This is a genomic window from Pseudomonas sp. FG36 (assembly GCF_057809275.1).
The window spans coordinates 1-22,120 of sequence record NZ_JBMDJQ010000057.1 but is presented as its reverse complement, the minus strand read 5'-3'; the positions used below and the strand labels follow the sequence as shown (position 1 = coordinate 22,120).

The 22,120-nt window shown below is 62.8% G+C and carries 29 protein-coding genes; 13 read left to right on the top strand and 16 right to left on the bottom strand.

Annotation, left to right across the window (positions count from 1 at the left end; genetic code table 11):
• Positions 1–117: 117 nt before the first annotated feature.
• The 10 genes from hisC to ACODS9_RS25650 form a co-directional block, all read right to left on the bottom strand.
• Positions 118–1,167: a histidinol-phosphate transaminase gene (hisC, locus tag ACODS9_RS25695; RefSeq protein ID WP_489095057.1), complete on the bottom strand. Its 1,050-nt coding sequence runs from the start codon at positions 1,165–1,167 to the stop codon at positions 118–120.
• A 2-nt stretch (positions 1,168–1,169) separates the two neighbouring features.
• Positions 1,170–2,492, bottom strand: a complete 1,323-nt coding sequence (hisD, locus tag ACODS9_RS25690; RefSeq protein WP_489095056.1) for a histidinol dehydrogenase — start codon at positions 2,490–2,492, stop codon at positions 1,170–1,172.
• Between the two features lie 126 nt (positions 2,493–2,618).
• Positions 2,619–3,254, bottom strand: coding sequence for an ATP phosphoribosyltransferase (gene hisG, locus ACODS9_RS25685; protein ID WP_023630427.1), 636 nt, complete (start codon positions 3,252–3,254; stop codon positions 2,619–2,621).
• Between the two features lie 93 nt (positions 3,255–3,347).
• Entirely contained in the window at positions 3,348–4,613 is a 1,266-nt protein-coding gene (gene murA, locus ACODS9_RS25680; RefSeq protein WP_046856963.1) for a UDP-N-acetylglucosamine 1-carboxyvinyltransferase, read from the bottom strand.
• A gap of 23 nt (positions 4,614–4,636) precedes the next feature.
• On the bottom strand, positions 4,637–4,876 hold the full coding sequence (locus tag ACODS9_RS25675; RefSeq protein WP_023630425.1) for a BolA family protein: 240 nt from the start codon (positions 4,874–4,876) through the stop codon (positions 4,637–4,639).
• Between the two features lie 118 nt (positions 4,877–4,994).
• Positions 4,995–5,297 (bottom strand): STAS domain-containing protein, encoded by a 303-nt coding sequence (locus tag ACODS9_RS25670; protein ID WP_023630424.1) that lies wholly within the window; start codon positions 5,295–5,297, stop codon positions 4,995–4,997.
• Positions 5,294–5,947 carry an MlaC/ttg2D family ABC transporter substrate-binding protein gene (locus tag ACODS9_RS25665; RefSeq protein WP_489095055.1) on the bottom strand — a complete coding sequence of 218 codons (654 nt, stop codon included), beginning with the start codon at positions 5,945–5,947 and terminating at the stop codon, positions 5,294–5,296. Before ACODS9_RS25665 ends, ACODS9_RS25670 begins: the two co-directional genes overlap by 4 nt.
• Positions 5,948–5,956: 9 nt before the next feature.
• Positions 5,957–6,442 (bottom strand): outer membrane lipid asymmetry maintenance protein MlaD, encoded by a 486-nt coding sequence (gene mlaD, locus ACODS9_RS25660; protein ID WP_023630422.1) that lies wholly within the window; start codon positions 6,440–6,442, stop codon positions 5,957–5,959.
• Positions 6,442–7,239 (bottom strand): lipid asymmetry maintenance ABC transporter permease subunit MlaE, encoded by a 798-nt coding sequence (mlaE, locus tag ACODS9_RS25655; RefSeq protein WP_031315029.1) that lies wholly within the window; start codon positions 7,237–7,239, stop codon positions 6,442–6,444. Before mlaE ends, mlaD begins: the two co-directional genes overlap by 1 nt.
• Positions 7,239–8,048 (bottom strand): ATP-binding cassette domain-containing protein, encoded by an 810-nt coding sequence (locus tag ACODS9_RS25650; protein ID WP_489095054.1) that lies wholly within the window; start codon positions 8,046–8,048, stop codon positions 7,239–7,241. Before ACODS9_RS25650 ends, mlaE begins: the two co-directional genes overlap by 1 nt.
• Positions 8,049–8,293: 245 nt before the next feature.
• Here ACODS9_RS25650 and ACODS9_RS25645 point away from each other — a divergent pair, with 245 nt between their 5' ends.
• The 12 genes from ACODS9_RS25645 to ACODS9_RS25590 all read left to right on the top strand — a co-directional run bounded on the left by ACODS9_RS25645 (position 8,294) and on the right by ACODS9_RS25590 (position 16,079).
• The gene (locus tag ACODS9_RS25645) at positions 8,294–9,268 is read left to right on the top strand and encodes a KpsF/GutQ family sugar-phosphate isomerase (RefSeq protein WP_217868486.1); all 975 of its coding nucleotides are present in this window, start codon (positions 8,294–8,296) and stop codon (positions 9,266–9,268) included.
• Complete coding sequence (locus ACODS9_RS25640; RefSeq protein WP_401104674.1) at positions 9,269–9,793, top strand: KdsC family phosphatase; 525 nt, start codon at positions 9,269–9,271, stop codon at positions 9,791–9,793. It abuts the gene before it with no gap.
• Positions 9,794–9,801: 8 nt separating this feature from the next.
• Positions 9,802–10,374, top strand: coding sequence for an LPS export ABC transporter periplasmic protein LptC (gene lptC / locus ACODS9_RS25635; RefSeq protein WP_046856968.1), 573 nt, complete (start codon positions 9,802–9,804; stop codon positions 10,372–10,374).
• Positions 10,361–10,885, top strand: a complete 525-nt coding sequence (gene lptA, locus ACODS9_RS25630; protein WP_023629083.1) for a lipopolysaccharide transport periplasmic protein LptA — start codon at positions 10,361–10,363, stop codon at positions 10,883–10,885. The genes lptC and lptA overlap by 14 nt, the downstream gene beginning before the upstream one ends.
• On the top strand, positions 10,886–11,611 hold the full coding sequence (gene lptB / locus ACODS9_RS25625; RefSeq protein ID WP_023629084.1) for an LPS export ABC transporter ATP-binding protein: 726 nt from the start codon (positions 10,886–10,888) through the stop codon (positions 11,609–11,611).
• A 174-nt stretch (positions 11,612–11,785) separates the two neighbouring features.
• Entirely contained in the window at positions 11,786–13,282 is a 1,497-nt protein-coding gene (locus tag ACODS9_RS25620) for an RNA polymerase factor sigma-54 (protein ID WP_489095053.1), read from the top strand.
• 78 nt (positions 13,283–13,360) lie between these two features.
• On the top strand, positions 13,361–13,669 hold the full coding sequence (gene hpf / locus ACODS9_RS25615) for a ribosome hibernation-promoting factor, HPF/YfiA family (RefSeq protein ID WP_023629086.1): 309 nt from the start codon (positions 13,361–13,363) through the stop codon (positions 13,667–13,669).
• A 12-nt stretch (positions 13,670–13,681) separates the two neighbouring features.
• A complete protein-coding gene (ptsN, locus tag ACODS9_RS25610; RefSeq protein ID WP_046856969.1) occupies positions 13,682–14,146 on the top strand; it encodes a PTS IIA-like nitrogen regulatory protein PtsN in 465 nt (154 codons plus the stop codon).
• Between the two features lie 2 nt (positions 14,147–14,148).
• Positions 14,149–15,003 carry an RNase adapter RapZ gene (gene rapZ, locus ACODS9_RS25605; RefSeq protein WP_489095052.1) on the top strand — a complete coding sequence of 285 codons (855 nt, stop codon included), beginning with the start codon at positions 14,149–14,151 and terminating at the stop codon, positions 15,001–15,003.
• 19 nt (positions 15,004–15,022) lie between these two features.
• Positions 15,023–15,295 (top strand): HPr family phosphocarrier protein, encoded by a 273-nt coding sequence (locus ACODS9_RS25600; protein WP_102682716.1) that lies wholly within the window; start codon positions 15,023–15,025, stop codon positions 15,293–15,295.
• A 98-nt stretch (positions 15,296–15,393) separates the two neighbouring features.
• A complete protein-coding gene (locus tag ACODS9_RS25595) occupies positions 15,394–15,762 on the top strand; it encodes a type II toxin-antitoxin system RelE/ParE family toxin (protein WP_489095051.1) in 369 nt (122 codons plus the stop codon).
• Positions 15,759–16,079, top strand: coding sequence for a helix-turn-helix domain-containing protein (locus ACODS9_RS25590; RefSeq protein ID WP_050704093.1), 321 nt, complete (start codon positions 15,759–15,761; stop codon positions 16,077–16,079). Before ACODS9_RS25595 ends, ACODS9_RS25590 begins: the two co-directional genes overlap by 4 nt.
• Positions 16,080–16,127: 48 nt before the next feature.
• Here the strand turns inward: ACODS9_RS25590 and ACODS9_RS25585 are convergent, their stop codons facing one another.
• From ACODS9_RS25585 to pmbA, 6 genes are all read right to left on the bottom strand, one after another.
• On the bottom strand, positions 16,128–17,021 hold the full coding sequence (locus ACODS9_RS25585) for a ZIP family metal transporter (protein WP_367858971.1): 894 nt from the start codon (positions 17,019–17,021) through the stop codon (positions 16,128–16,130).
• An 11-nt stretch (positions 17,022–17,032) separates the two neighbouring features.
• On the bottom strand, positions 17,033–17,644 hold the full coding sequence (locus ACODS9_RS25580; protein WP_489095050.1) for a superoxide dismutase: 612 nt from the start codon (positions 17,642–17,644) through the stop codon (positions 17,033–17,035).
• 1 nt (position 17,645) lies between these two features.
• Positions 17,646–18,107, bottom strand: a complete 462-nt coding sequence (locus tag ACODS9_RS25575; RefSeq protein WP_046856972.1) for a DUF2753 family protein — start codon at positions 18,105–18,107, stop codon at positions 17,646–17,648.
• Between the two features lie 25 nt (positions 18,108–18,132).
• Positions 18,133–19,509, bottom strand: coding sequence for a class II fumarate hydratase (locus tag ACODS9_RS25570; RefSeq protein ID WP_046856973.1), 1,377 nt, complete (start codon positions 19,507–19,509; stop codon positions 18,133–18,135).
• Positions 19,502–19,903, bottom strand: coding sequence for a hypothetical protein (locus tag ACODS9_RS25565; RefSeq protein ID WP_046856974.1), 402 nt, complete (start codon positions 19,901–19,903; stop codon positions 19,502–19,504). Before ACODS9_RS25565 ends, ACODS9_RS25570 begins: the two co-directional genes overlap by 8 nt.
• A 195-nt stretch (positions 19,904–20,098) precedes the next feature.
• Positions 20,099–21,445 (bottom strand): metalloprotease PmbA, encoded by a 1,347-nt coding sequence (gene pmbA, locus ACODS9_RS25560; protein WP_489095049.1) that lies wholly within the window; start codon positions 21,443–21,445, stop codon positions 20,099–20,101.
• Positions 21,446–21,554: 109 nt separating this feature from the next.
• Here pmbA and yjgA point away from each other — a divergent pair, with 109 nt between their 5' ends.
• A complete protein-coding gene (gene yjgA, locus ACODS9_RS25555) occupies positions 21,555–22,076 on the top strand; it encodes a ribosome biogenesis factor YjgA (RefSeq protein WP_023632090.1) in 522 nt (173 codons plus the stop codon).
• The last annotated feature ends 44 nt before the right edge of the window (positions 22,077–22,120 follow it).

Below are 22,120 nucleotides of genomic sequence, written 5' to 3'. Positions count from 1 at the left end.
ACAACAACAACAACAACAACAACAACAACAACAACAACAACAACAACAACAACAACAAGGGGCGAATCAGAAGTCAGAACAACCAACCCCAATTCGCCCCCTGTCAAAACCCTGATATCAATTCAAAGCATCAAGCAAAGCCTGATTCATCTCCGGCGTCCCAATGGTAATCCGCAGGAACTGCGCAATCCGCTCCTGCTTGAAATGCCGAACAATCACCCCCTGCTCACGAAGCCGCGCCGCGATCCCGGCAGCATCCTGCCCGGGATGCCGGGCAAAGATAAAGTTCGCCGCCGAAGGCAGCACTTCGAACCCACGCGCCACCAATTCAGAAACCAGCAAGTCCCGGCTGTCGATAACCTTGCGGCAGGTCTCATCGAAATACTCACGGTCGTCGAACGCCGCCGCCGCCCCGACAATCGCCATGCGATCCAACGGATAGGAGTTGAAACTGTTCTTGATCCGCTCCAGCGCCTCGATCAAATCCGGGTGCCCCACCGCCAGCCCGACTCGCAGCCCTGCAAGCGATCGCGACTTGGACAAGGTCTGGGTCACCAGCAGGTTGTCATAGCGATCAACCAGGCTGATCGCCGTTTCGCCACCGAAATCGATGTAGGCCTCATCGACCACCACCACCGAATCCCGGTTGGCCTGCAGCAGTTGCTCGACCGCCTCAAGCGGCAACAGGCAGCCGGTCGGCGCATTGGGGTTGGGGAAGATGACCCCGGCATTAGGCTTGCTGTAGTCCGAAACCCGGATCTGGAACTGCTCATCCAGCGCCACCTGCTCGAACGCGATACCGTACAAGCCGCAATACACCGGATAGAAGCTGTAGCTGACGTCCGGGAACAGCAGCGGCCCACGATCATGCTGGAACAGGCCGTGGAAAATGTGCGCCAGCACCTCGTCCGAGCCGTTACCGACGAACACCTGGGCCGACGTCACACCGTAGTATTCGGCCACCGCCTGCTTGAGCCGGTCACCATTCGGGTCCGGATACAGCCGCAGGTTATCGTTGAGCTCGCCGCGCATGGCTTCCAGCGCCTTGGGCGACGGGCCATAGGGATTCTCGTTGGTGTTCAGCTTGACCAGTCGCGCCAGCTTCGGCTGCTCGCCCGGCACGTAAGGCACCAGGTCCTTGACAAAGGGACTCCAGAATCGACTCATGCTCAGTTCCCCTTCTCGTTGAGGATGCGGTATTCGGCGCTGCGCGCATGGGCGGTCAGCGATTCGCCTCGAGCCAGCACGGAAGCGGTATGACCCAGCTCGGACGCGCCCTGCTCGGAGCAGAAGATGATCGACGAACGCTTCTGGAAGTCATACACGCCCAGTGGCGAAGAGAAGCGCGCGGTGCCGGAAGTCGGCAGCACGTGGTTGGGGCCTGCACAGTAGTCACCCAGCGCCTCGCTGGTGTGGCGGCCCATGAAGATCGCGCCGGCATGGCGGATCTGCGGCAACCAGGCCTGCGGGTCGGCCACCGACAGCTCCAGGTGCTCGGGGGCAATGCGGTTGGCCACCTCGATGGCCTGCTGCATGTCACGCACCTGGATCAGCGCGCCACGGCCATTGATCGACTTCTCGATGATCTCGGCACGCTCCATGGTCGGCAGCAGCTTGTCGATGCTGGCAGCGACGCGATCGAGGAAAGCGGCGTCCGGGCTGACCAGAATCGCCTGGGCATCCTCGTCGTGCTCAGCCTGGGAGAACAGGTCCATGGCGATCCAGTCCGGGTCGGTCAGGCCGTCGCAGACCACCAGGATCTCCGAAGGGCCGGCGATCATATCGATGCCGACCTGGCCGAACACATGGCGCTTGGCGGTAGCCACATAGATGTTGCCCGGGCCAACGATCTTGTCCACCTGCGGCACGCTCTCGGTACCGTAGGCCAAGGCTGCCACGGCCTGTGCGCCACCGACGGTGAACACACGGTCGACCCCGGCGATGCAAGCCGCGGCAAGTACCAGTTCGTTGACCTCGCCACGCGGGGTCGGCACTACCATCACCACTTCGCTGACGCCCGCGACCTTGGCCGGAATGGCATTCATCAGTACCGACGACGGGTACGACGCCTTGCCACCAGGCACATACAGCCCGGCGCGGTCCAGCGGCGTGACCTTCTGGCCGAGGACAGTGCCGTCAGCCTCGGTGTACTGCCACGAGTCCTGCTTCTGCCGCTCATGGTAGATGCGCACGCGGTTGGCGGCCTTTTCCAGGGCCTCGCGCTGTACCGGGGTAATGCGCGTCAGCGCCAGCTCCAGGCGCTCGCGATCGAGGATCAGGTCGTCGATCGTCTTGGCATCAACACCATCGAAACGCTGGGTGAACTCCACCAGCGCCTGGTCACCGCGCTCACGCACGGCCTTGATGATGTCGAGCACGCGCTGGTTGACCGCGTCATCGGACACACTTTCCCAGCTCAGCAGATGATCCAGATGTCGGGCGAAATCCTGGTCAGCGGCGTTGAGACGGGCAATTGCAGTGGACACGGTCATGGCGAGGGCCTCGTTATTAGCGGATGTTCAGGCGCCCTAAAGCTACCACTCCATCCGCGCGGGCACCTGAGAAAAAAGGCTATGACGCGGATAGACGGGCGCGACAGCGGAGGTCGCGCGCAGAGGTCAGCCGCGGTGTCGCGATTCGACGGCGTTGCGCAGGGTGTCGATCAGGCTCTGGATACGGGCGTGCTGCATCTTCATGGAGGCCTTATTGACCACCAGGCGCGAGCTGATCGTGGCGATCAGGTCCTGGGGCTCGAGGCCGTTGGCGCGCAGGGTATTGCCGGTGTCGACCACGTCGATGATCTTGTCGGCAAGGTTGATCAGTGGCGCCAGCTCCATGGAGCCGTACAGCTTGATGATGTCGACCTGGCGGCCCTGTTCGGCATAGTAGCGCTTGGCTACATTGACGAACTTGGTAGCCACGCGCAGGCGGCCTTTGGGCTCTGGTGCGCCGGTTACGCCAGCGGTCATCAGCTTGCACTGGGCGATTTGCAGGTCCAGGGGTTCGTACAGGCCCTGGCCACCGTATTCCATCAGCACGTCCTTGCCGGCCACACCGAGGTCGGCGGCGCCATGCTCGACATAGGTCGGCACATCAGTGGCACGCACGATGAGCAGGCGCACATCATCCTGCGTGGTGGGGATGATCAGCTTGCGGCTCTTGTCCGGATTCTCGGTCGGCACGATACCGGCCTCGGCCAGCAGTGGCAGGGTATCGTCGAGAATACGGCCTTTGGATAGCGCGATGGTCAACATTGGAACGTCGGTCCTTAAGCGTCTACTGCCGGCCGGGCCCTTGAGCCCGACCGCATACGATTCGGCTGGCGCGTCCCTGCGCCACGATGACTGCTAGCCCGGTACGCGACGGATCTTCGCGCCCAGCATCTGCAGTTTCTCCTCGATGCACTCGTAGCCACGGTCGATGTGGTAGATGCGATCGATCAGGGTGTCGCCTTCGGCGACCAGCGCCGACAGCACCAGGCTGGCGGAAGCACGCAGGTCGGTGGCCATTACCGGCGCACCTTTGAGCGCCTTGACGCCAGTGACGATGGCGGTGTTGCCCTCGACCTGGATCTGCGCGCCCATGCGGTGCATTTCATACACGTGCATGAAGCGGTTTTCGAAGATGGTCTCGATCACCGCGCCAGTGCCTTCGGCGATGGCGTTGAGCGAAATGAACTGCGCCTGCATGTCGGTCGGGAATGCCGGGTACGGAGCGGTACGCAGGTTAACGGCCTTCGGCCGCTTGCCGTGCATGTCCAGTTCGATCCAGTCTTCGCCGGTGGTGATGTCGGCGCCGGCTTCCTTGAGCTTCTCGAGGACAGCTTCGAGGATGGTCGGGTCGGTATCCTTGACCTTGACGCGGCCACCGGTCACGGCAGCGGCGACAAGGTAGGTGCCGGTCTCGATACGGTCGGGCATGACACGGTAGTTGGCCGAGTGCAGGCGCTCGACGCCATCGATGGTGATGGTGTCGGTACCGGCGCCCTGGATCTTCGCACCCATGGCGATCAGGAAGTTGGCCAGGTCGACCACCTCCGGCTCACGGGCGGCGTTCTGCAGCACGCTGCGGCCCTTGGCCAGGGCGGCGGCCATCATGATGTTCTCGGTGCCGGTGACGCTGACGGTGTCGAAGAAGAAGTGCGCGCCACGCAGGCCGCCTTCGGGGGCCTTGGCCTTGATGTAGCCACCTTCGACGTCGATCTTCGCGCCCATGGCCTCGAGGCCGCGGATGTGCAGGTCGACCGGACGCGAACCGATGGCGCAGCCACCCGGCAGGGCCACTTCGGCCTCACCGAAGCGGGCTACCATGGGGCCGAGCACCAGGATCGAGGCGCGCATGGTCTTGACCAGCTCGTAGGGAGCGACCAGGGTCTTGATGGTACGCGGGTCGATCTCCACCGAGAGCTTTTCGTCGATCACAGGCTCGATGCCCATGCGGCCGAACAGCTCGATCATGGTGGTGATGTCGTGCAGGTGCGGCAGGTTGCCGACCGTGACCGGGCCATCGCACAGCAAGGTGGCCGAAAGGATCGGCAGGGCGGAGTTCTTTGCGCCGGAAATGCGGATCTCGCCATCGAGACGCGCGCCACCAGTGATAATCAGTTTGTCCATACGTATCTCGCCGCCAAGTAGGCTCAGGTGCGCTCAGCCCAGGCTGCGCTGCTGAAGAATTTCATGGTTACCGCGTGAATGCTGCCGTTGGCAATCCACGGATTGAGGTGAGCATAGATCGCCTGCTGACGCTTGACCGGGCTCTGGCCGGCCAGCTCGTCGCTGATCACGTTCAACTGGAAGTTGCAGCCTTCGCCTTCAACTTCGACCTGGGTTCCCGGCAATTTCTCTTCCAGAAAGCTTTTAACTTCTACGGCCTGCATGCTCAACCTCGATCGGCGCCCAACGCGCGCGGGTCGGCCATCATACAAAAAAGCCCCTCGCCTGCGAAGCCCATGAAGGGGCGCACTGACCGAGGGGCCTTTCCCGAACGGCAGGGCATCAGCCCGCCAATACCTCATCGAGGTCATAGACCCCGGCAATTTCCTGCATGTTCTCGGGGATACCGCGCAACTCCCAGGTTTTTCCTGCCGCCTGGGCATCACGCATGAACCCCAGCAGCAACGACAGGCCAACGCTGCTCGATTTGACCACCGCAGTGCAATCGAACACCAGGCGCGCCTCGCCACTGGCGGCGATCAACGCCTTGCCCTGTTTGCGCAGGGCCGGGCCGCTGCGGTAATCCAGCACGCCAGCCAGGGCAAGAACGCCCGGCGCGGCCATGCTCACGGCGGCGTCACTCATTTGACTTCCTTATCCGGCGAGCTGTCGGCCGTTTCCTTGGCCTTGGCCACTTCACCGGCCCAACCGTCGATGGTCTTGTCCAGGTTGTTGCCGTTCCGCTGCATGGCATCCTGGAACTGGTCGCGGAACAGCTTGCCGATGTTGATGCCGTTGACGATGACGTTACGCACCTTCCACTCGCCGTCCAGCTTGACCATGGTGTACTGCACCGGATAGACCGCGCCGTTGGTGCCGGTGATCTTCATGCCGACGCTGGTGCGATCGTCACCCTCGGCCTTGGCCGGGTCGACGGTGATGCCCTGGTTGTTGTACTCCAGCAAGGCGTTGCCATAGAACTGCATCAGGCTGCGTTTGAAGTTCTCCTGGAAGCGCTGCATCTGCTCGGGCGAGGCCTTGCGCGAATACTTGACCGTCATGATGCTCTTGGAGATGCCGTCGGCATCGACCACCGGACCAAGGTTGGCGTTGAGCGCGTTGTAGAACGCATTGGGGTCGGCCTTGTACTGCTCCTTGTTGCTCTTCAGGTCGCTGAGCAACTGGGTGGTGGTGCCCTGGATCACATCACGGGCAGACTGCCCCGGCGCCGCCAGGGCCAGCAGGGGTAAGGCCGCCAGCAGGACCAGCAGGCCACGTCGCAGGATCGAAATCATGGAAACTCCTTAATTAGCCGGTTGAGCTTCTTTCGGTTCCTTGCCCACCGAGTTGAGCAGGAACTTGCCGATCAGATCTTCCAGCACCAGCGCCGACTGCGTGTCGTGGATGGTGCTGCCATCCTTGAGAACCACGTCCTCGCCACCCACGCTGATGCCGATGTACTTCTCGCCCAGCAGGCCGGCGGTCAGGATCGAGGCAGTGGAGTCGGTCGGCAGGTTGTCGACATGCTTGTCCAGCTGCAGCGTCACCCGACCGGTATACGAGTCGCGGTCCAGATCGATGGCCGTGACCTTGCCGATGGTCACACCGGCCATGGTCACTTTAGCTCTGACCGTCAAACCGGCGATATTGTCGAAGTACGCATAAACTTTATATGTGTCGCTGCTCGGGCTGGCCGACAGCCCGCTGACACGCAGGGCCAGCAGCAGCAGCGCCAGGATCCCGGCCAGGAGGAACAGGCCGACACCGATTTCCAGGGTGCGGTTTTGCATCAGAAATCTCCAAACATCAAGGCGGTCAGAATAAAGTCCAGACCCAGGACTGCCAACGAGGCATAGACCACGGTCTTGGTGGTGGCACGGCTGATCCCTTCTGAAGTGGGCTCACAGTCGTACCCCTGGAATACGGCGATCCAGGTGACGACGAAGGCGAACACCAGGCTCTTGATCAGCCCGTTGAGCACGTCGTCGCTGAAAGAGACGCTGTTCTGCATGTTGCCCCAGAACGAGCCTTCGTAGACGCCCAGCCAGTCCACGGCGACCCACGAGCCGCCCCAGATGCCCACCACACTGAAGATCAGCGCCAGCAGCGGCAGCGAAATGAAGCCGGCCCACAGGCGTGGCGCCACGATGTACTTGAGCGGGTCGACGCCGATCATTTCCAGGCTCGACAGCTGCTCGGTGGATTTCATGTTGCCGATTTCGGCGGTCAGCGCAGAGCCCGCGCGACCGGCGAACAGCAAGGCAGTGACGACCGGCCCCAGCTCGCGCAGCAGGGTCAGGGCGACCATCTGCCCCACCGCCTGTTCCGAGCCGTACTTGTTGAGAATGCTGTAGCCCTGCAGGGCCAGCACCATGCCGATGAACACGCCGGACACGACGATGATCGCCAGCGACAGCACGCCCACCGAATACAGTTGCTTGACCAGCAGCTGGAAGCCACCGCCGATACCACTGCGCCCGCCCAGCGAATGACCGAGGAACAGGCACGAGCGTCCCAGTACGGCCAGCACATCGATGGCCGAACGGCCGAACAGACGGATACGTTCGAGTAAGGATTTTCTGCGCATCAACGCGTCCCCAGCAGATCGGCGCGGTAGTCAGGCGCAGGGAAGTGGAAGGGTACCGGGCCATCCGGGTCGCCTTTCATGAACTGGCGGATGCGCGGGCTGTCCGAGCCCATCAGTTCGTCCGGCGTGCCCTGCCCCAGCACCTGGCCATCGCCGACCACATAGATGTAGTCGGCAATGCTCGCGGTTTCCGCAAGGTCATGGGACACCACGATGCTGGTGATGCCCAGGGCATCGTTGAGCAGGCGGATCAGGCGCACCAGCACACCCATGGCGATCGGGTCCTGGCCGACGAACGGCTCGTCGTACATGAGGATCTGCGGGTCGAGGGCGATCGCGCGGGCCAGCGCCACACGGCGCTTCATGCCACCGGACAGCTCGTCGGGCATCAGGTCGATGGCGCCGCGCAGGCCCACGGCCTGCAGCTTCATCAGCACGATGTCGCGGATCATCTCGTCCGACAGCTGCGTATGCACCCGCAGCGGGAAGGCCACGTTCTCGAACACATCCAGGTCGGTGAACAGCGCACCGCTCTGGAACAGCACGCCCATCTGCTTGCGCGCATCGAACAGGTCGCCCCGCGACAGCGCGGGCAGGTTCTGCCCATTGACCCAGACTTCGCCGCCGGCCGGGCGCAACTGCGCGCCCATCAGGCGCAGCAAGGTGGTCTTGCCGCACCCCGAAGGCCCCATGATGCCGGTGACCTTGCCGCGGGGAATGCGTATGTCCACGTTGCTGAAAATGCTGCGCGAACCGCGCTTGAAGGTGACGCCCTTCAACTCGACCGCGTAGGCGCTATCCACACTCATCTAGACTCCTTGCTAGTGCAGCCTCGTCATAGTGGACGCCTGCCTTCATCTTGAAGGCACACAGGTCCCCGGCGGGCCGAATAGCGGCGAACTATAGCACCGCTGATAGGCCCGCCCCAAGGCCGTCACCCCACTCGTTCAGGGCACAGACAGGCAGGCGCGGCATCCATATGACATTCGAAGGATGAGCCTTTCACACATTGCGGCTATAATCGCCGCCTTTTCATCAGGCATTGCGTTTCGACATGACCCAATCCAGCGAGCTGATCCAATCCGCCCAGCGCACCCTGCGCCTCGAACTCGAGGCCGTGGAGGCCCTGCTGGCCCGCATCGACGGGGATTTCGTCAAGGCCTGCGAACTGATCCTGGCCAGCAAGGGACGGGTCGTGGTGGTAGGCATGGGCAAGTCGGGGCACATCGGCAACAAGATCGCCGCCACCCTGGCCAGCACCGGCACCCCGGCGTTCTTCGTGCACCCGGCCGAGGCCAGCCATGGCGACATGGGCATGATCACCCGTGACGATGTCATTCTTGCCCTGTCCAACTCCGGCAGCACCGCCGAGATCGTCACCCTGCTGCCTTTGATCAAGCGCCTGGGCATCCAGATGATCAGCCTCACCGGCAAACCGGACTCGCCCCTGGCCCAGGCCGCCGAGGTCAACCTCGACGCCAGCGTCGCCCAGGAAGCCTGCCCGCTCAACCTGGCACCGACCTCTTCCACCACCGCGGCGCTGGCGCTGGGCGACGCCCTGGCCATTGCCCTGCTGGAGGCTCGCGGTTTCACCGCCGAAGACTTCGCCTTCTCCCACCCGGGCGGCGCGCTGGGCCGTCGCCTGCTGCTGAAGGTAGAGAACGTCATGCATGCCGGCGAAGAGCTGCCCGTGGTAAAGAGCGGCACCCTGCTCAAGGACGCCCTGCTTGAAATGTCTCGCAAAGGTTTGGGCATGACCGTGGTGCTGGGTAACGACGGCAAGCTGGCCGGAGTCTTCACCGACGGTGACCTGCGCCGCAGCCTGGACCGCAACATCGACGTGCACAAGACGCTCATCGACGAAGTCATGACCGTGCACGGCAAGACCGCCCGCGCCGAGATGCTCGCCGCCGAGGCACTGAAAATCATGGAAGACCACAAGATCAGCGCGCTGGTGGTTGTCGACCAGGACGACCGCCCGACTGGCGCCCTGAACATGCACGACCTGCTGCGCGCCGGAGTGATGTAAATGAACCAGGACCTGATGCAACGCGCCCAAGCCATCAAGCTGGCGGTGTTCGACGTCGACGGCGTGCTCACCGATGGCCGTCTGTACTTCCTCGAGGACGGCAGCGAGTTCAAGACCTTCAACACCCTCGACGGCCACGGCATCAAGATGCTCATGGCCTCGGGCGTGACCACCGCGATCATCAGCGGGCGCAAGACCCCCGTGGTCGAGCGCCGGGCGAAGAACCTCGGTATCCCGCACCTGTTCCAGGGCCGCGAGGACAAACTGGTGGTGCTGGACGGCCTGCTCGCCGAACTCAATCTAAGCTATGAACAGGTCGCCTACCTCGGCGACGATCTGCCCGACCTGCCGGTGATCCGCCGCGTCGGCCTGGGCATGGCGGTGCAGAATGCCGCGGCCTTCGTTCGCCAGCACGCCCACGGCGTTACCCAGGCCCGCGGCGGCGAAGGCGCCGCCCGCGAGTTCTGTGAACTGATCATGCAGGCCCAGGGCACCCTGGACGCTGCCAACGCCCATTACCTGTAAGGCTGCCCATGCTCAGCAAGAAGATCAGAAATGTCGCGCTGCTAGGCGGGATTGCCGCCGTGCTGGTTGCTGTTGGCTATTGGAACATCAGCCCGGAAAGCTTCCTCGAACAGCCCCAGGCCCAGGTCGACCAGAGCGCCATCGACTACTACGCGATCAACGCCCACAGCCTGCAGTTCCTGCCCGACGGCAAGCTGCAGTACGAGATGACCGCCGCCAAGGTCGAGCACCTCAAGGCCAGCGAGGTCACCCTGGTGACCACCCCCGACCTGCACATGTACCGTGGCACCGAGTACCCCTGGCATGTGCAGAGCAAGCGCGCCGAGGTCAACCCGGACGGCACCGAGGTGGAGCTGATCGACGAAGTGCGCGTGGCGCGCACCGACGAGAAGCAACGCGAAACCATCATCACCAGCACACGCATGACCGTGTTCCCGCAGAAGCAATATGCGCAGACCGAGCAAGCCGTTAGAATCGACGGCGCCGGTGGCACGACTACGGGCAAAGGAATGAAAGCGTATTTGAAAGAAGGCAGGATGGACCTGCTCTCTAACGTAAGAGGACAGTATGAGGCTCGTTAAAACCATCCCCCTTCTGCTCAGCCTGGGCGTAGCACTGGGAAGCGCGAGCGCCTTCGCCCTGCCGAACGACCGTGACCAGCCGATCCGCATCCAGGCGGACAACGCCCACCTGGACGACAAGCAGGGCGTCGCCACCTACACGGGCGACGTGATCATCACTCAGGGTTCGATGATGATCAAAGGCAACACCGTGACCATGACCCGCGCCGCCAACGGCGATATCGACGTGGTCACCTCGGTGGGCAACCTGGCCTACTTCGAGCAGCAGCAGAGCGCCGCCAAGCCCGACAAGATGAAAGGCTGGGCCGTGACCATCCAGTACCAGGCGCAGAAAGACGTGGTGATCCTCACCGACCGCGCCAAGGTCGAGAACGAAGGCAACACCACCGAAGGCGAGAAAATCGTCTACAACACCAAGACCCAGGTGGCTACCGCCGGGCGCGGTGGCAATGTGACTGCACCGCGTCAGCGTATCGACATGGTCATTCAACCGAAGAAAAAGGCCGAGTAAATGGCAACCCTCAAAGCCCAGCACCTGGCCAAGAGCTACAAGGGCAGGCAAGTCGTGCGCGACGTCAGCCTGTCCATCGACAGCGGCCAGATCGTCGGCCTGCTCGGCCCCAACGGCGCCGGCAAGACCACCTGTTTCTACATGATCGTCGGCCTGGTCCAGGCCGACCAGGGCCGTGTGCTGATCGACAGCCTCGACGTCAGCCACCAGCCGATGCACGGGCGCGCCCAGGCCGGTATCGGCTACCTGCCGCAGGAAGCCTCGATCTTCCGCAAGCTGTCGGTGGCCGACAACATCATGGCCATTCTCGAGACCCGCAAAGACCTCGACCGCGAAGGCCGACGCAAGGAGCTGGAAAGCCTGCTGCAGGAATTCCACATCAGCCACATCCGCGACAACCTGGGCATGAGCCTGTCCGGTGGTGAGCGTCGCCGGGTCGAGATCGCCCGCGCCCTGGCCACCGCACCCAAGTTCATCCTGCTGGACGAACCGTTCGCCGGTGTCGACCCGATTTCCGTCGGCGACATCAAGCAGATCATCCACCACCTCAAGAACAAGGGCATCGGCGTACTGATCACCGACCACAACGTTCGCGAGACCCTGGACATCTGCGAGACGGCCTACATCGTCAACGATGGCCAACTGATCGCCGAAGGCGATGCCGAGACCATCCTGGCCAACCAGCTGGTCAAGGAAGTTTACCTGGGGCACGAGTTCCGACTCTGACCGCAGGCCTGCCCGGAGCACTGGCGAATGCGCCTGATCGGGGCTTAAGTTGTTACAGTGCTCTAGGCAAACGCTGCAATTTCAGGCATATAACTTGCTTAAAGTCGGCGCCCAAGCGCCCTACGTGTAGTGGATGGCGCATGCGCGCCGGCAACAAGGTATTAAGCCCCAGCCATGAAACCATCGCTCGTCCTAAAAATGGGCCAGCAACTGACGATGACACCTCAGTTGCAACAGGCCATCCGCCTGCTTCAGCTCTCCACCCTGGACCTCCAGCAGGAAATCCAGGAAGCGCTGGAGTCCAACCCGATGCTCGAACGTCAGGAAGACGGCGAGGACTTCGACAACAGCGACCCGATGGCGGACAACGCCGAGAACAAGCCGGTCGCCGAAGCCCAGGACAACAGTTTCCAGGAAACCTCCAGCAGCACCACGGACAACCTCGAGGACGGCGAGTGGGCCGAGCGGATCCCCAACGAATTGCCGGTCGACACCGCCTGGGAAGACATCTACCAGACCAGCGCCAGCAGCCTGCCCAGCAACGATGACGACGAATGGGACTTCACCACTCGCACATCGGTGGGCGAGAGCCTGCAAAGCCACCTGCTGTGGCAGCTCAACCTGGCGCCGATGTCCGACACCGACCGCCTGATCGCCGTCACCCTGATCGACAGCATCAACGCCCAGGGCTACCTGGAAGACACCCTTGAAGAAATCTGCGCCGGCTTCGACCCCGAGCTGGATATCGAACTGGACGAGGTCGAGGCGGTACTGCACCGCATCCAGCAGTTCGAGCCTGCCGGCATTGGCGCCCGCACCCTCGGCGAATGCCTGCTGCTGCAACTGCGCCAGCTACCGGCCTCGACACCCTGGATGAGCGAGGCACAGCGCCTGGTCACCGACTTCATCGACCTGCTCGGCAGCCGTGACTACAGCCAGCTGATGCGCCGCATGAAGCTCAAGGAAGACGAGCTGCGCCAGATCATCGAACTGGTGCAGAGCCTAAACCCGCGCCCAGGCTCGCAGATCGAGTCCAGTGAACCCGAGTACGTCGTGCCCGACGTCATCGTGCGCAAGGACAGCGAGCGCTGGCTGGTCGAGCTCAACCAGGAGGCAGTGCCGAAGCTGCGCGTCAATCCGCAGTACGCCGGCTTCGTCCGTCGTGCCGACACCAGCGCCGACAACACCTTCATGCGCAACCAGTTGCAGGAAGCGCGCTGGTTCATCAAGAGCCTGCAGAGCCGCAACGAGACGCTGATGAAGGTGGCGACGCAGATCGTCGAACACCAGCGTGGCTTCCTCGACCATGGCGACGAGGCCATGAAGCCGCTGGTCCTGCATGACATCGCCGAGGCGGTGGGCATGCACGAATCGACCATTTCCCGGGTGACCACGCAGAAATACATGCACACCCCGCGCGGCATCTACGAACTGAAATACTTTTTCTCGAGCCACGTGAGCACCGCCGAGGGCGGCGAATGCTCGTCCACGGCAATCCGCGCGATCATCAAGAAACTGGTGGCTGCGGAAAATCAGAAAAAGCCATTGAGTGACAGCAAGATCGCTGGTTTACTGGAGGCACAAGGCATCCAGGTAGCCCGTCGCACCGTCGCCAAGTATCGCGAGTCGTTGGGGATCGCCCCCTCGAGCGAGCGCAAGCGGCTGATGTAGCCCCCGGATGTGCCACAGCGTTTCAGTGGCAGGTGCAACACCTGCCTCTTTATGCACGGGCAACAAAGGAGAAGCTGTATGCAAGTCAACATCAGTGGACAGCATGTAGAAGTCACCCAACCACTGCGCGATTACGTGCTCGAGAAGCTCGCCCGGGTGGAGGGTCATTTCGACAAGATCACCAACGTGACGGTGATCATGAAAGTCGAGAAGCTTCAGCAGAAGATCGAAGCCACGCTCCAGATTCCCGGCGGTGAGGTGGTTGCAAACGCCGAACACCAAGACATGTATGCAGCCATCGATGCCCTGGCCGACAAGCTCGACCGCCAACTGAAAAAACACAAGGAAAAACAGCAAAGCCTGCTGCAAGGCGCAGCCGCCCGCTGATCCCCCTCATCCATGATCCGACTTGAAACCATCCTGACCCCCGGCCGTTCCCTCGTGAACGTGCCGGGCGGCAGTAAGAAGCGCGCCCTGGAAAAGGTCGCCAACCTGATCGCCGAGCAAGTACCCGAGCTGGAGATGCAAGACGTCTTCGACAGCCTGTGGGCTCGCGAAAAACTGGGTTCCACCGGTTTTGGCAATGGCATCGCCATTCCCCACTGCCGCCTGGCAGGTTGCAGCGCGCCTGTCAGCGCCCTGCTGCACCTGGACGCCCCCATCGATTACGATGCCATCGATGGCGCGCCGGTCGACCTGCTGTTTGTCCTGCTGGTCCCGGAGGCCGCCACCGACGCCCACCTTGAACTGCTGCGCCAGATCGCCAGCATGCTCGATCGCAAGGAGGTTCGCGATCGCCTGCGTGCCGCCGACAGCAGCGAGACCCTCTACCAGGTCGTCCTGGACGTACAGAACGAGCACTGAACATGCGCCTGATCATCGTCAGCGGTCGCTCCGGCTCCGGTAAGAGCACCGCCCTCGACGTGCTGGAAGACAACGGCTACTACTGCATCGACAACCTGCCCGCCGGGCTGTTGCCGCAGCTGGCTGAAAACGCCTTGATCAATACCGAGCTGCTGCAGCCCAAGGTTGCGGTCTCGATCGATGCACGCAACCTGCCCAGCCATCTGTCACGCTTCCCGCAGTTGCTGGAGGAGGCACGTTCCCGGCATATCCAGTGCGACGTGCTGTATCTGGATGCCGACGAAGACACGCTGCTCAAGCGGTTCTCGGAAACCCGCCGCCGCCACCCGCTGACCAACGACAGCCGTTCGCTGGCCGAGGCAATCCGGGTGGAGAGCGAGCTGCTGGGGCCGATTGCCGACCTTGCCGACCTGAAGATCGACACCACCAACCTGAACCTGTACCAGTTGCGTGACTCGATCAAGCTGCGCCTGCTCAACCAGCCCGAGCCCGGCACTGCGTTTCTTGTCGAGTCATTCGGTTTCAAGCGTGGCATGCCGGTGGACGCCGACCTGGTGTTCGACGTGCGCTGCCTGCCCAATCCGTACTGGAAGCCGGAACTTCGCGAACATTCCGGCCTCGAACAGCCGGTAATCGGCTACCTGGCCGCGCAGCCGGACGTCGAGGAGATGTTCCAGGACATTTCCAGCTACCTGCTCAAATGGCTGCCGCGCTTCGCCGCCAGCAACCGTGCCTATGTCACCATCGCCATCGGCTGTACCGGCGGCCACCACCGCTCGGTGTACATTACTGAACGGCTTGGCCAACTGCTCCAGCAATCCCTGAAAAACGTCCAGGTCCGCCACCGCGACCTCTAGCCACAGGATCCGCCCCACGATGCCCGCCCGCGAAATTACCATCATCAACAAGCTGGGCCTGCATGCGCGGGCGGCCGCCAAGTTCGTCGGCGTGGCCGGGCGTTTCCCCTGCCAGGTACGGGTCGGGCGCGCACCGGACAAGCTGGTGGACGGCAAGAGCATCATGGCGGTGATGATGCTCGCCGCCGGCAAGGGCACTCAGGTGCACCTGCTCACCGAGGGTGAGCAGGACGGTGAAGCCATGGATGCACTGGTCGGCTTGATCAACAACTTCTTCGACGAAGGCGAGTAACGCTTTCCCCTTCCGCAACATCCTCTCCCAATTGTCAGGATGCAGATTCACCACATTGCGTTTATACCCATATAGGTATAGATTCGACAGGTGAATTCATGGAGCAAGACAGGCAACCCAAACCACTGTACTGGGTCGGAAGCAGCAAAAAGGACCTGCAGTGCCTACCCGAGGGCGTCCAGCAAACCGTCGGCTTCGCTCTGCATCTGGCTCAAACAGGAGGCAGGCACCTACAGTCGAAAGTCCTCCGAGGTTTTTCAGGCGCTGGCGTTCTTGAGGTCGTGGAAGACCATGAAGGCAACACCTATCGTGCGGTCTACACCGTACGTCTCGGCGTTGCGGTGTATGTCTTGCACTGCTTCCAGAAGAAGTCCACGGCGGGCATCAAGACGCCCCAAACAGACATCGCACTGGTGCGCAATCGATTGAAGCTTGCACAGGCCCACTCAGAAGGAATCCAGACATGAGCGAAATCGAACAAGGCAGCGGCAATGTCTACGCGGACCTCAACTACCCTGATGCGGACGAGATGCTGGTCAAGGCACGCCTGGCGAGCAAGATCTGCAGCATCATCAAGGCCCGTCATCTGACCCAGATGCAAGCCGCACAGATCCTTGGCCTGCCCCAACCTAAAGTCTCGGAAATGATTCGCGGCAAATTCCGTGGTATCAGCGAAAGCAAGATGATCGATTGTCTTGCACGCCTTGGCCGTGACGTGCAGATCGTAGTCAAGGCCGCGCCGCGGTCACGACCTCAAGGACGGGTTGAAGTCATTTTCGCCTGAACAGCACTCAAAGCCGGCAAACGAGAAACTCGGCTCATCCTGCGCTTTTCACGACATCGCCGTGTCCATCACCATCATCAGACAGAACCCGACACACAACCCCAGGCTCGCCAGGCGGTGATGGCCGTTGCTGCGTGACTCCGGAATGATCTCCTGGGTCACCACCAGCAGCATCGCCCCCGCCGCACAGGCCAGGCCCAGCGGCAGCAACAGTTCGGCAATGTTCACCAGCCAGGCACAGATCACCGCGGCCAGCGGCTCGACCAGCCCCGATGCCGCACCGATCAGGAACGCCTTGAAACGCGGCATGCCCGCCCCTGCCAGCACCAGCGCGATCACCAAGCCCTCCGGCACATCCTGCAGCGCAATGCCCATGGCCAGGCTATCGGCATCAGCCATCCCGCCACCGGCGGAAACCCCGATGGCCATGCCCTCGGGGATGTTGTGGGCAATGATGGCAATGACGAACAGCCAGATCCGCGCAGCGATTACCGGTTGCTGCTCACTGCCGACCAGAGCCTCCGGCGAAGCGCCGGAGACCTTGAGGTCGACCAGGAACAGGCACAACGCGCCGAACAACAGGCCGCTGCTGATCACACCACCGGCGCCCCATGGGCTGAAGCCGATGGCCTGGGCCGCATCCAGCCCGGGAATGATCAGCGAGAACGCGGTGGCCGCCAACATCACCCCGGCCCCAAAACCGAGCAAGGTGTCGGCCACGGCCACTGGCATGTTGCGGATTACCAGCACCGGCACTGCGCCCAAGGCCGTCCCCAATGCGCACAGTGCGCCGCCCTCCAGGGCTCGCAACATGCGCGGTTCCAGGTCCAACCAGGCGATGCCACGCGACACCAGCAATGCGGTGCCGACCAGCAACAGCACGGTCCCAAGCGCCAGGCGGAACAGGCGCACACTGCTGACAGACATCACCTCGGAGCGCATACCGGTCAGACTCACTTCAGGGCTTCAAGGTAGCGGCGTTCCACTTCGGTCCAGTCGACCACGTTGTAGAAGGCGCCAATGTACTCAGGACGGCGGTTCTGGTACTTCAGGTAATAGGCGTGCTCCCAGACATCCAAGCCGAGGATCGGCGTGTTGCCGTGCATCAGCGGGCTGTCCTGGTTACCGCTGCTCTCCACCACCAGCGTTTTCTGCGGGGTCACGCTGAGCCAGGCCCAGCCACTGCCGAACCGGGTCAGCGCGGCCTTGGTGAAGGCCTCCTTGAACGCCTCGAAACCACCAAGCTGCTGGTCAATGGCCTTGACTACCTGACCCTCGGGTTGGCCACCGCCCTTGGGCGACATGACAGTCCAGAACAACGTGTGGTTGGCATGGCCACCGCCCTGGTTGACCACCGCCCCTTGCAGTTTCTCGGGCAGTTGCTTGACCGCGCCCACCAGTCGCTCTACCGGCCATTCGGCCCATTCGGTGCCCTCGATGGCGGCGTTGAGATTGTTGATGTAGGTCTGATGGTGCTTGCTGTGGTGGATCTCCATGGTCTGGGTGTCGATGTGCGGTTCCAGCGCATCGTAGGCGTAAGGCAACGCAGGCAAGGTATGTGGCATATCAATGGATTCCGTAGGCAGGTTTGCGATCCGTGATGTCCGCGTGCGCGACCAGCTCGCTGGCTGCGGGCGCCTGGCGGTTCAGCAGGCGCTCGGTACGCGGGTATTGGCCGTACTCGGCGATGAAACTCAGCAGTTCGGTGTAGGTGCGCCCGCTGTGGCGCAAGGCCGCGTCGCGCAGGGCCTGGGGCAGGCGCGGATCCTGGCTGGCCTGAAGCAGCCTCTGGTGCGCCGCGCACAGGTAGTCGGCACTTTCGTGCGGCTGGTTCAGGCGCAGGTGCAGGTCGGCCAGGTTGTGGTGGGCGATGACCAGTGCGGCCACCGCCTCGTCGACGTCATGCCAGCGCTCGAACAGCACCTGGGCCAAGGCCAGTGCTTGCAGGTAGTGCTCCCGGGCGTCGACCAGCTCGCCCTGCTCGAACAGGCGGTTTGCATCTTGGGTGGTGCGTTTCCAATGCTGCATGACGTGCCTCCTGGGCGGCCCGGGTTCAGATGCCGCCAGCGGTAAGTTTTTCCGGGTCCAGCAACGCTTCGAGCTGATCACGCGACAGGTCGGTGTGCTCCAGCGCCACATCGATGATCGGACGCCCTTGCTTGTAGGCGGTCTTGGCGATCTCGGCGGCCTTCAGGTAGCCGATGATCGGGTTCAGCGCGGTGACCAGGATCGGGTTGCGCGACAGCGCCTCCTTGAGCTTGGCCTCGTTGACCTTGAAGCTGGCAATCGCCTTGTCGGCCAGCAAACGGCTGACGTTGGCCATCAGTTCGATGCTCTCCAGCAGGTTGCGGGCGATTACCGGCAACATCACGTTGAGCTCGAAGTTGCCCGACTGGCCGGCCACGGCGATGGTCGCGTCGTTGCCGATCACCTGGGCGGCGACCATCGCGGTGGCCTCCGGGATCACCGGGTTGACCTTGCCCGGCATGATCGAAGAGCCTGGTTGCAGGCCCTGCAGCTCGATTTCACCAAGGCCGGCGAGCGGGCCGGAGTTCATCCAGCGCAGGTCGTTGGCGATCTTCATCAGCGCCACGGCAGCCGTCTTGAGCTGGCCCGACAGCGCCACCGCGGTGTCCTGGGAGCCGATCAGGGCAAACAGGTTTTCGCCGGGGGTGAACTCGACCTGGGTCAGGCCACTCAACTGGCGGGCAAAGCCTGCGGCGAACTGCGGGTGGGCATTGATCCCGGTGCCCACGGCCGTGCCGCCCTGAGCCAATGCCTGCAGGCTCGGCAACGTGGCTTCGATATGCGCCTGGGCACCCTTGATCTGGGCGGCCCAGCCACCGAGCACCTGGCTCATGCGTACCGGCATCGCGTCCATCAAATGGGTGCGGCCAGTCTTCACGTGCTTGTGCACCTCGACTGCCTTGGCCTCGATCACCTGGGTGAGGTGGCGCAAGGCCGGCAGCAGCTGTTCGTGCAGGGCCAGGGCGGCGCTTACGTGAATGGTGGTGGGGATGATGTCATTGCTGCTCTGGCCACAGTTGACGTGGTCATTGGCATTGACCGGCTCGCCCAGCACATGGCTGGCCAGGGTCGCGATGACCTCGTTGGCGTTCATGTTCGAGCTGGTGCCAGAGCCGGTCTGGAACACGTCCACCGGGAAGTGCTGGATGAAATCCTCGGCCAGCAGCTGTTCCACCGCCTTGACGATGGCCGCGCCCTGCCCTGCGCTGAGCTGTTCCAGCTCGACGTTGGCCTTGGCCGCAGCGGCTTTGGCCAGCAGCAAGGCACGGATGAACTGGGCCGGCATCGGCTTGCCGCTGACCGGGAAGTTGTCGACCGCGCGCTGGGTCTGGGCACCGTACAGGGCCTGGGCCGGCACCTGCAGTTCACCCATGCTGTCGCGCTCGATACGGGTATCACTCATCTTCAAGTCCTTGCATCAGTTCTTCGGGAGAAATCGACGGCAGCAGCACGCAATTGGCGAGCTGCATCGCGTAGGGCTGCCAACGCTGGTTCTGTTCGAGGCGGTCGAGATTGCGCAGGTCGAGCAGCGGGCGCCAGGCCTGGTCCAGGCACAGGCAGCGCCAGTGCCAGGGCAACATGCGATCGTTGGCGGTATCGAGCAGCAGACGCAAGGCGGTCAAGGCCACCGTCCACGGCGAGGTCTCGGTGCAGCACACCAGATAGCGGCCTTCGGCGAGGTAGTGCTCGATCAGGCGTGGCTCGTCGGGCTCCAGCGCGCAACGGATGCGCCGGCTGAGCCAGCGCCAGTTTTCCAGGTAGGGCAGTTCGTGGAGGACGGTTTTCATGAACATCATCGCCGGGTTACTGGATAATGATATTCATTATTAAGTGATAAATAGAATCAGTTCAAGCTAGACAATAGGCAAAATAAACCCGGCGCGATGGCCGGGTTGTTCGTCACCAAAAATACTGATGCGTGGGAGCGGGCTTGCCCCGCGATAGCTGCAATGGCCAATCGCGGGGCAAACCCGCCCTCACCCGCCGCGCTGTCAGCTACCTGCGACCGTCATGCGCTCGATCAGCACCGAGCCGCTGTGGATATTGCTACGCGTCTCGATATCGCTTCCAATGGCGACGATCTGCTGGAACATGTCCTTCATGTTGCCGGCAATGGTCACTTCCTGCACGGCGTGCTGGATCTCGCCGTTTTCCACCCAGAAGCCCGCCGCACCCCGCGAATAATCGCCGGTCACCATGTTCAGCCCATGGCCCATCAGTTCGGTCACCAGCAGGCCACGGCCCATGCGCCGGATCAGTGCGGCCTGGTCCTCGACGCCGTGGGTGACGAACAGATTGTGCACGCCTCCTGAGTTGGCGGTGCTCGGCAAACCCAGCTTGCGCCCCGAATAGGTGCCCAGGATGTACGAAACCAGCTCGCCTTTGTCGACGAACGGCTTGGCGTAGGTGGCCAGGCCATCACCATCGAACGCTGCACTGCCCAGCGCACGCGGGATGTGTGGCCGCTCGTCGAGGGTCAGCCAGGTGGGGAACAGGCGCTGGCCAAGGGTACCCTCGAGGAACGACGACTTGCGGTACAGGTTGCCGCCGGAAATAGCCGACAGGAAGCTGCCGAACAGGCCGCCGGCGAGCTCGGCCGAGAACAGCACCGGCACCTCGCAGGTGGGTACCGGACGGGCACCCAGGCGGCTTGCCGCGCGCTGCGCGGCACGCAGGCCGATGCTACGCGGGTCGGCCAGCAGCTGGCCCTGGCGATTGACGTCGTACCAGTAGTCACGCTGCATCTGCCCATCGGCTTCGGCGATCATCACGCAGCTCAGGCTGTGACGGGTTGAGGCGTAGCCACCGATAAAACCATGGCTGTTGCCGTACACCCGCACACCCTGATGGGTATTGAGCGTGGTGCCGTCGGCGTTGCTGATGCGCTTGTCGGCATCGAACGCCGCCGCCTCGCAGGCCAGCGCCATCTCGATAGCTTTCTCCGGTTCGATGTCCCAGTCATGGTAGAGGTCCAGGTCGGGGATCTCACGGGCCATCAACGCGGCATCGGCCAGCCCCGAGCAAGTGTCCTCGGAGGTATGTTTCGCGATTGCCAACGCGGCGGCGACCGTCTCGCGGATCGCCTCAGGGCCGCTGGCCGAAGTGCTGGCCGAACCCTTGCGCTGGCCTACGTAAAGGGTGATGCCGAACCCCTGGTCGCGATTGAACTCGACCGTCTCGACTTCGCGCTGGCGCACCGTGGTGGACAGGCCTTGATCCAGCGACACCGCCACTTCGCAGGCACTGGCGCCCTGGCGGCGCGCCTCGGCGACGATCGCCTCGACCTGCTCCTGCAACGCCGGCAGGTCCTTGGGACCTACGCTCTGGACTGCACTCATGGTTTTCTCCACTGAAAATTCTGCGTACGGCTTGGGTCATTCTACGACCGGGCCGGACAAGCGGCCCCCGACTGGTTATCATGGCGGCGATTTCTTGCGGACGGCCCCCATGGTTGATTCTTACGACGACGCCTTCGATGGCGAAAAAAGCAAAACCCAGATCAAGCGCGAGCTGCATGCGCTGGTCGAACTCGGTGAACGCCTCACCACCCTCAAGGCCGACACCCTGGCCCGCCTGCCGCTGACCGACGAGCTGCGCAAGGCGCTGGACGAAGCCAGCAAGCACACTGCCCACGGCGCCCGCAAACGCCACATGTCGTTCGTCGGCAAGCTGATGCGCGTGCAGGACCTGGACGCCATCCATGCCGTGCTCGAGCAGATCGACAGCTCCAGCCGCCAGTACAACGAGCGCTTCCACGGCCTCGAGCGCTGGCGCGATCGCCTGATCGACGGTAACGACGAAGACCTCGAGCGCTTCGTCAACGAGTTCCCCGACACCGATCGCCAGCACCTGCGCTCGCTGATCCGTCATGCCCAGCATGAAAAGGCGCGGAACAAGCCGCCTGCCGCTGCGCGTAAAGTGTTCAAGTACATCCGCGACCTCGACGAAACCCAGCGCGGTTTGCGCTGAGGCCATCGCGGGGCAATTCGCATCGGCGCACCGCCGCTCCCACG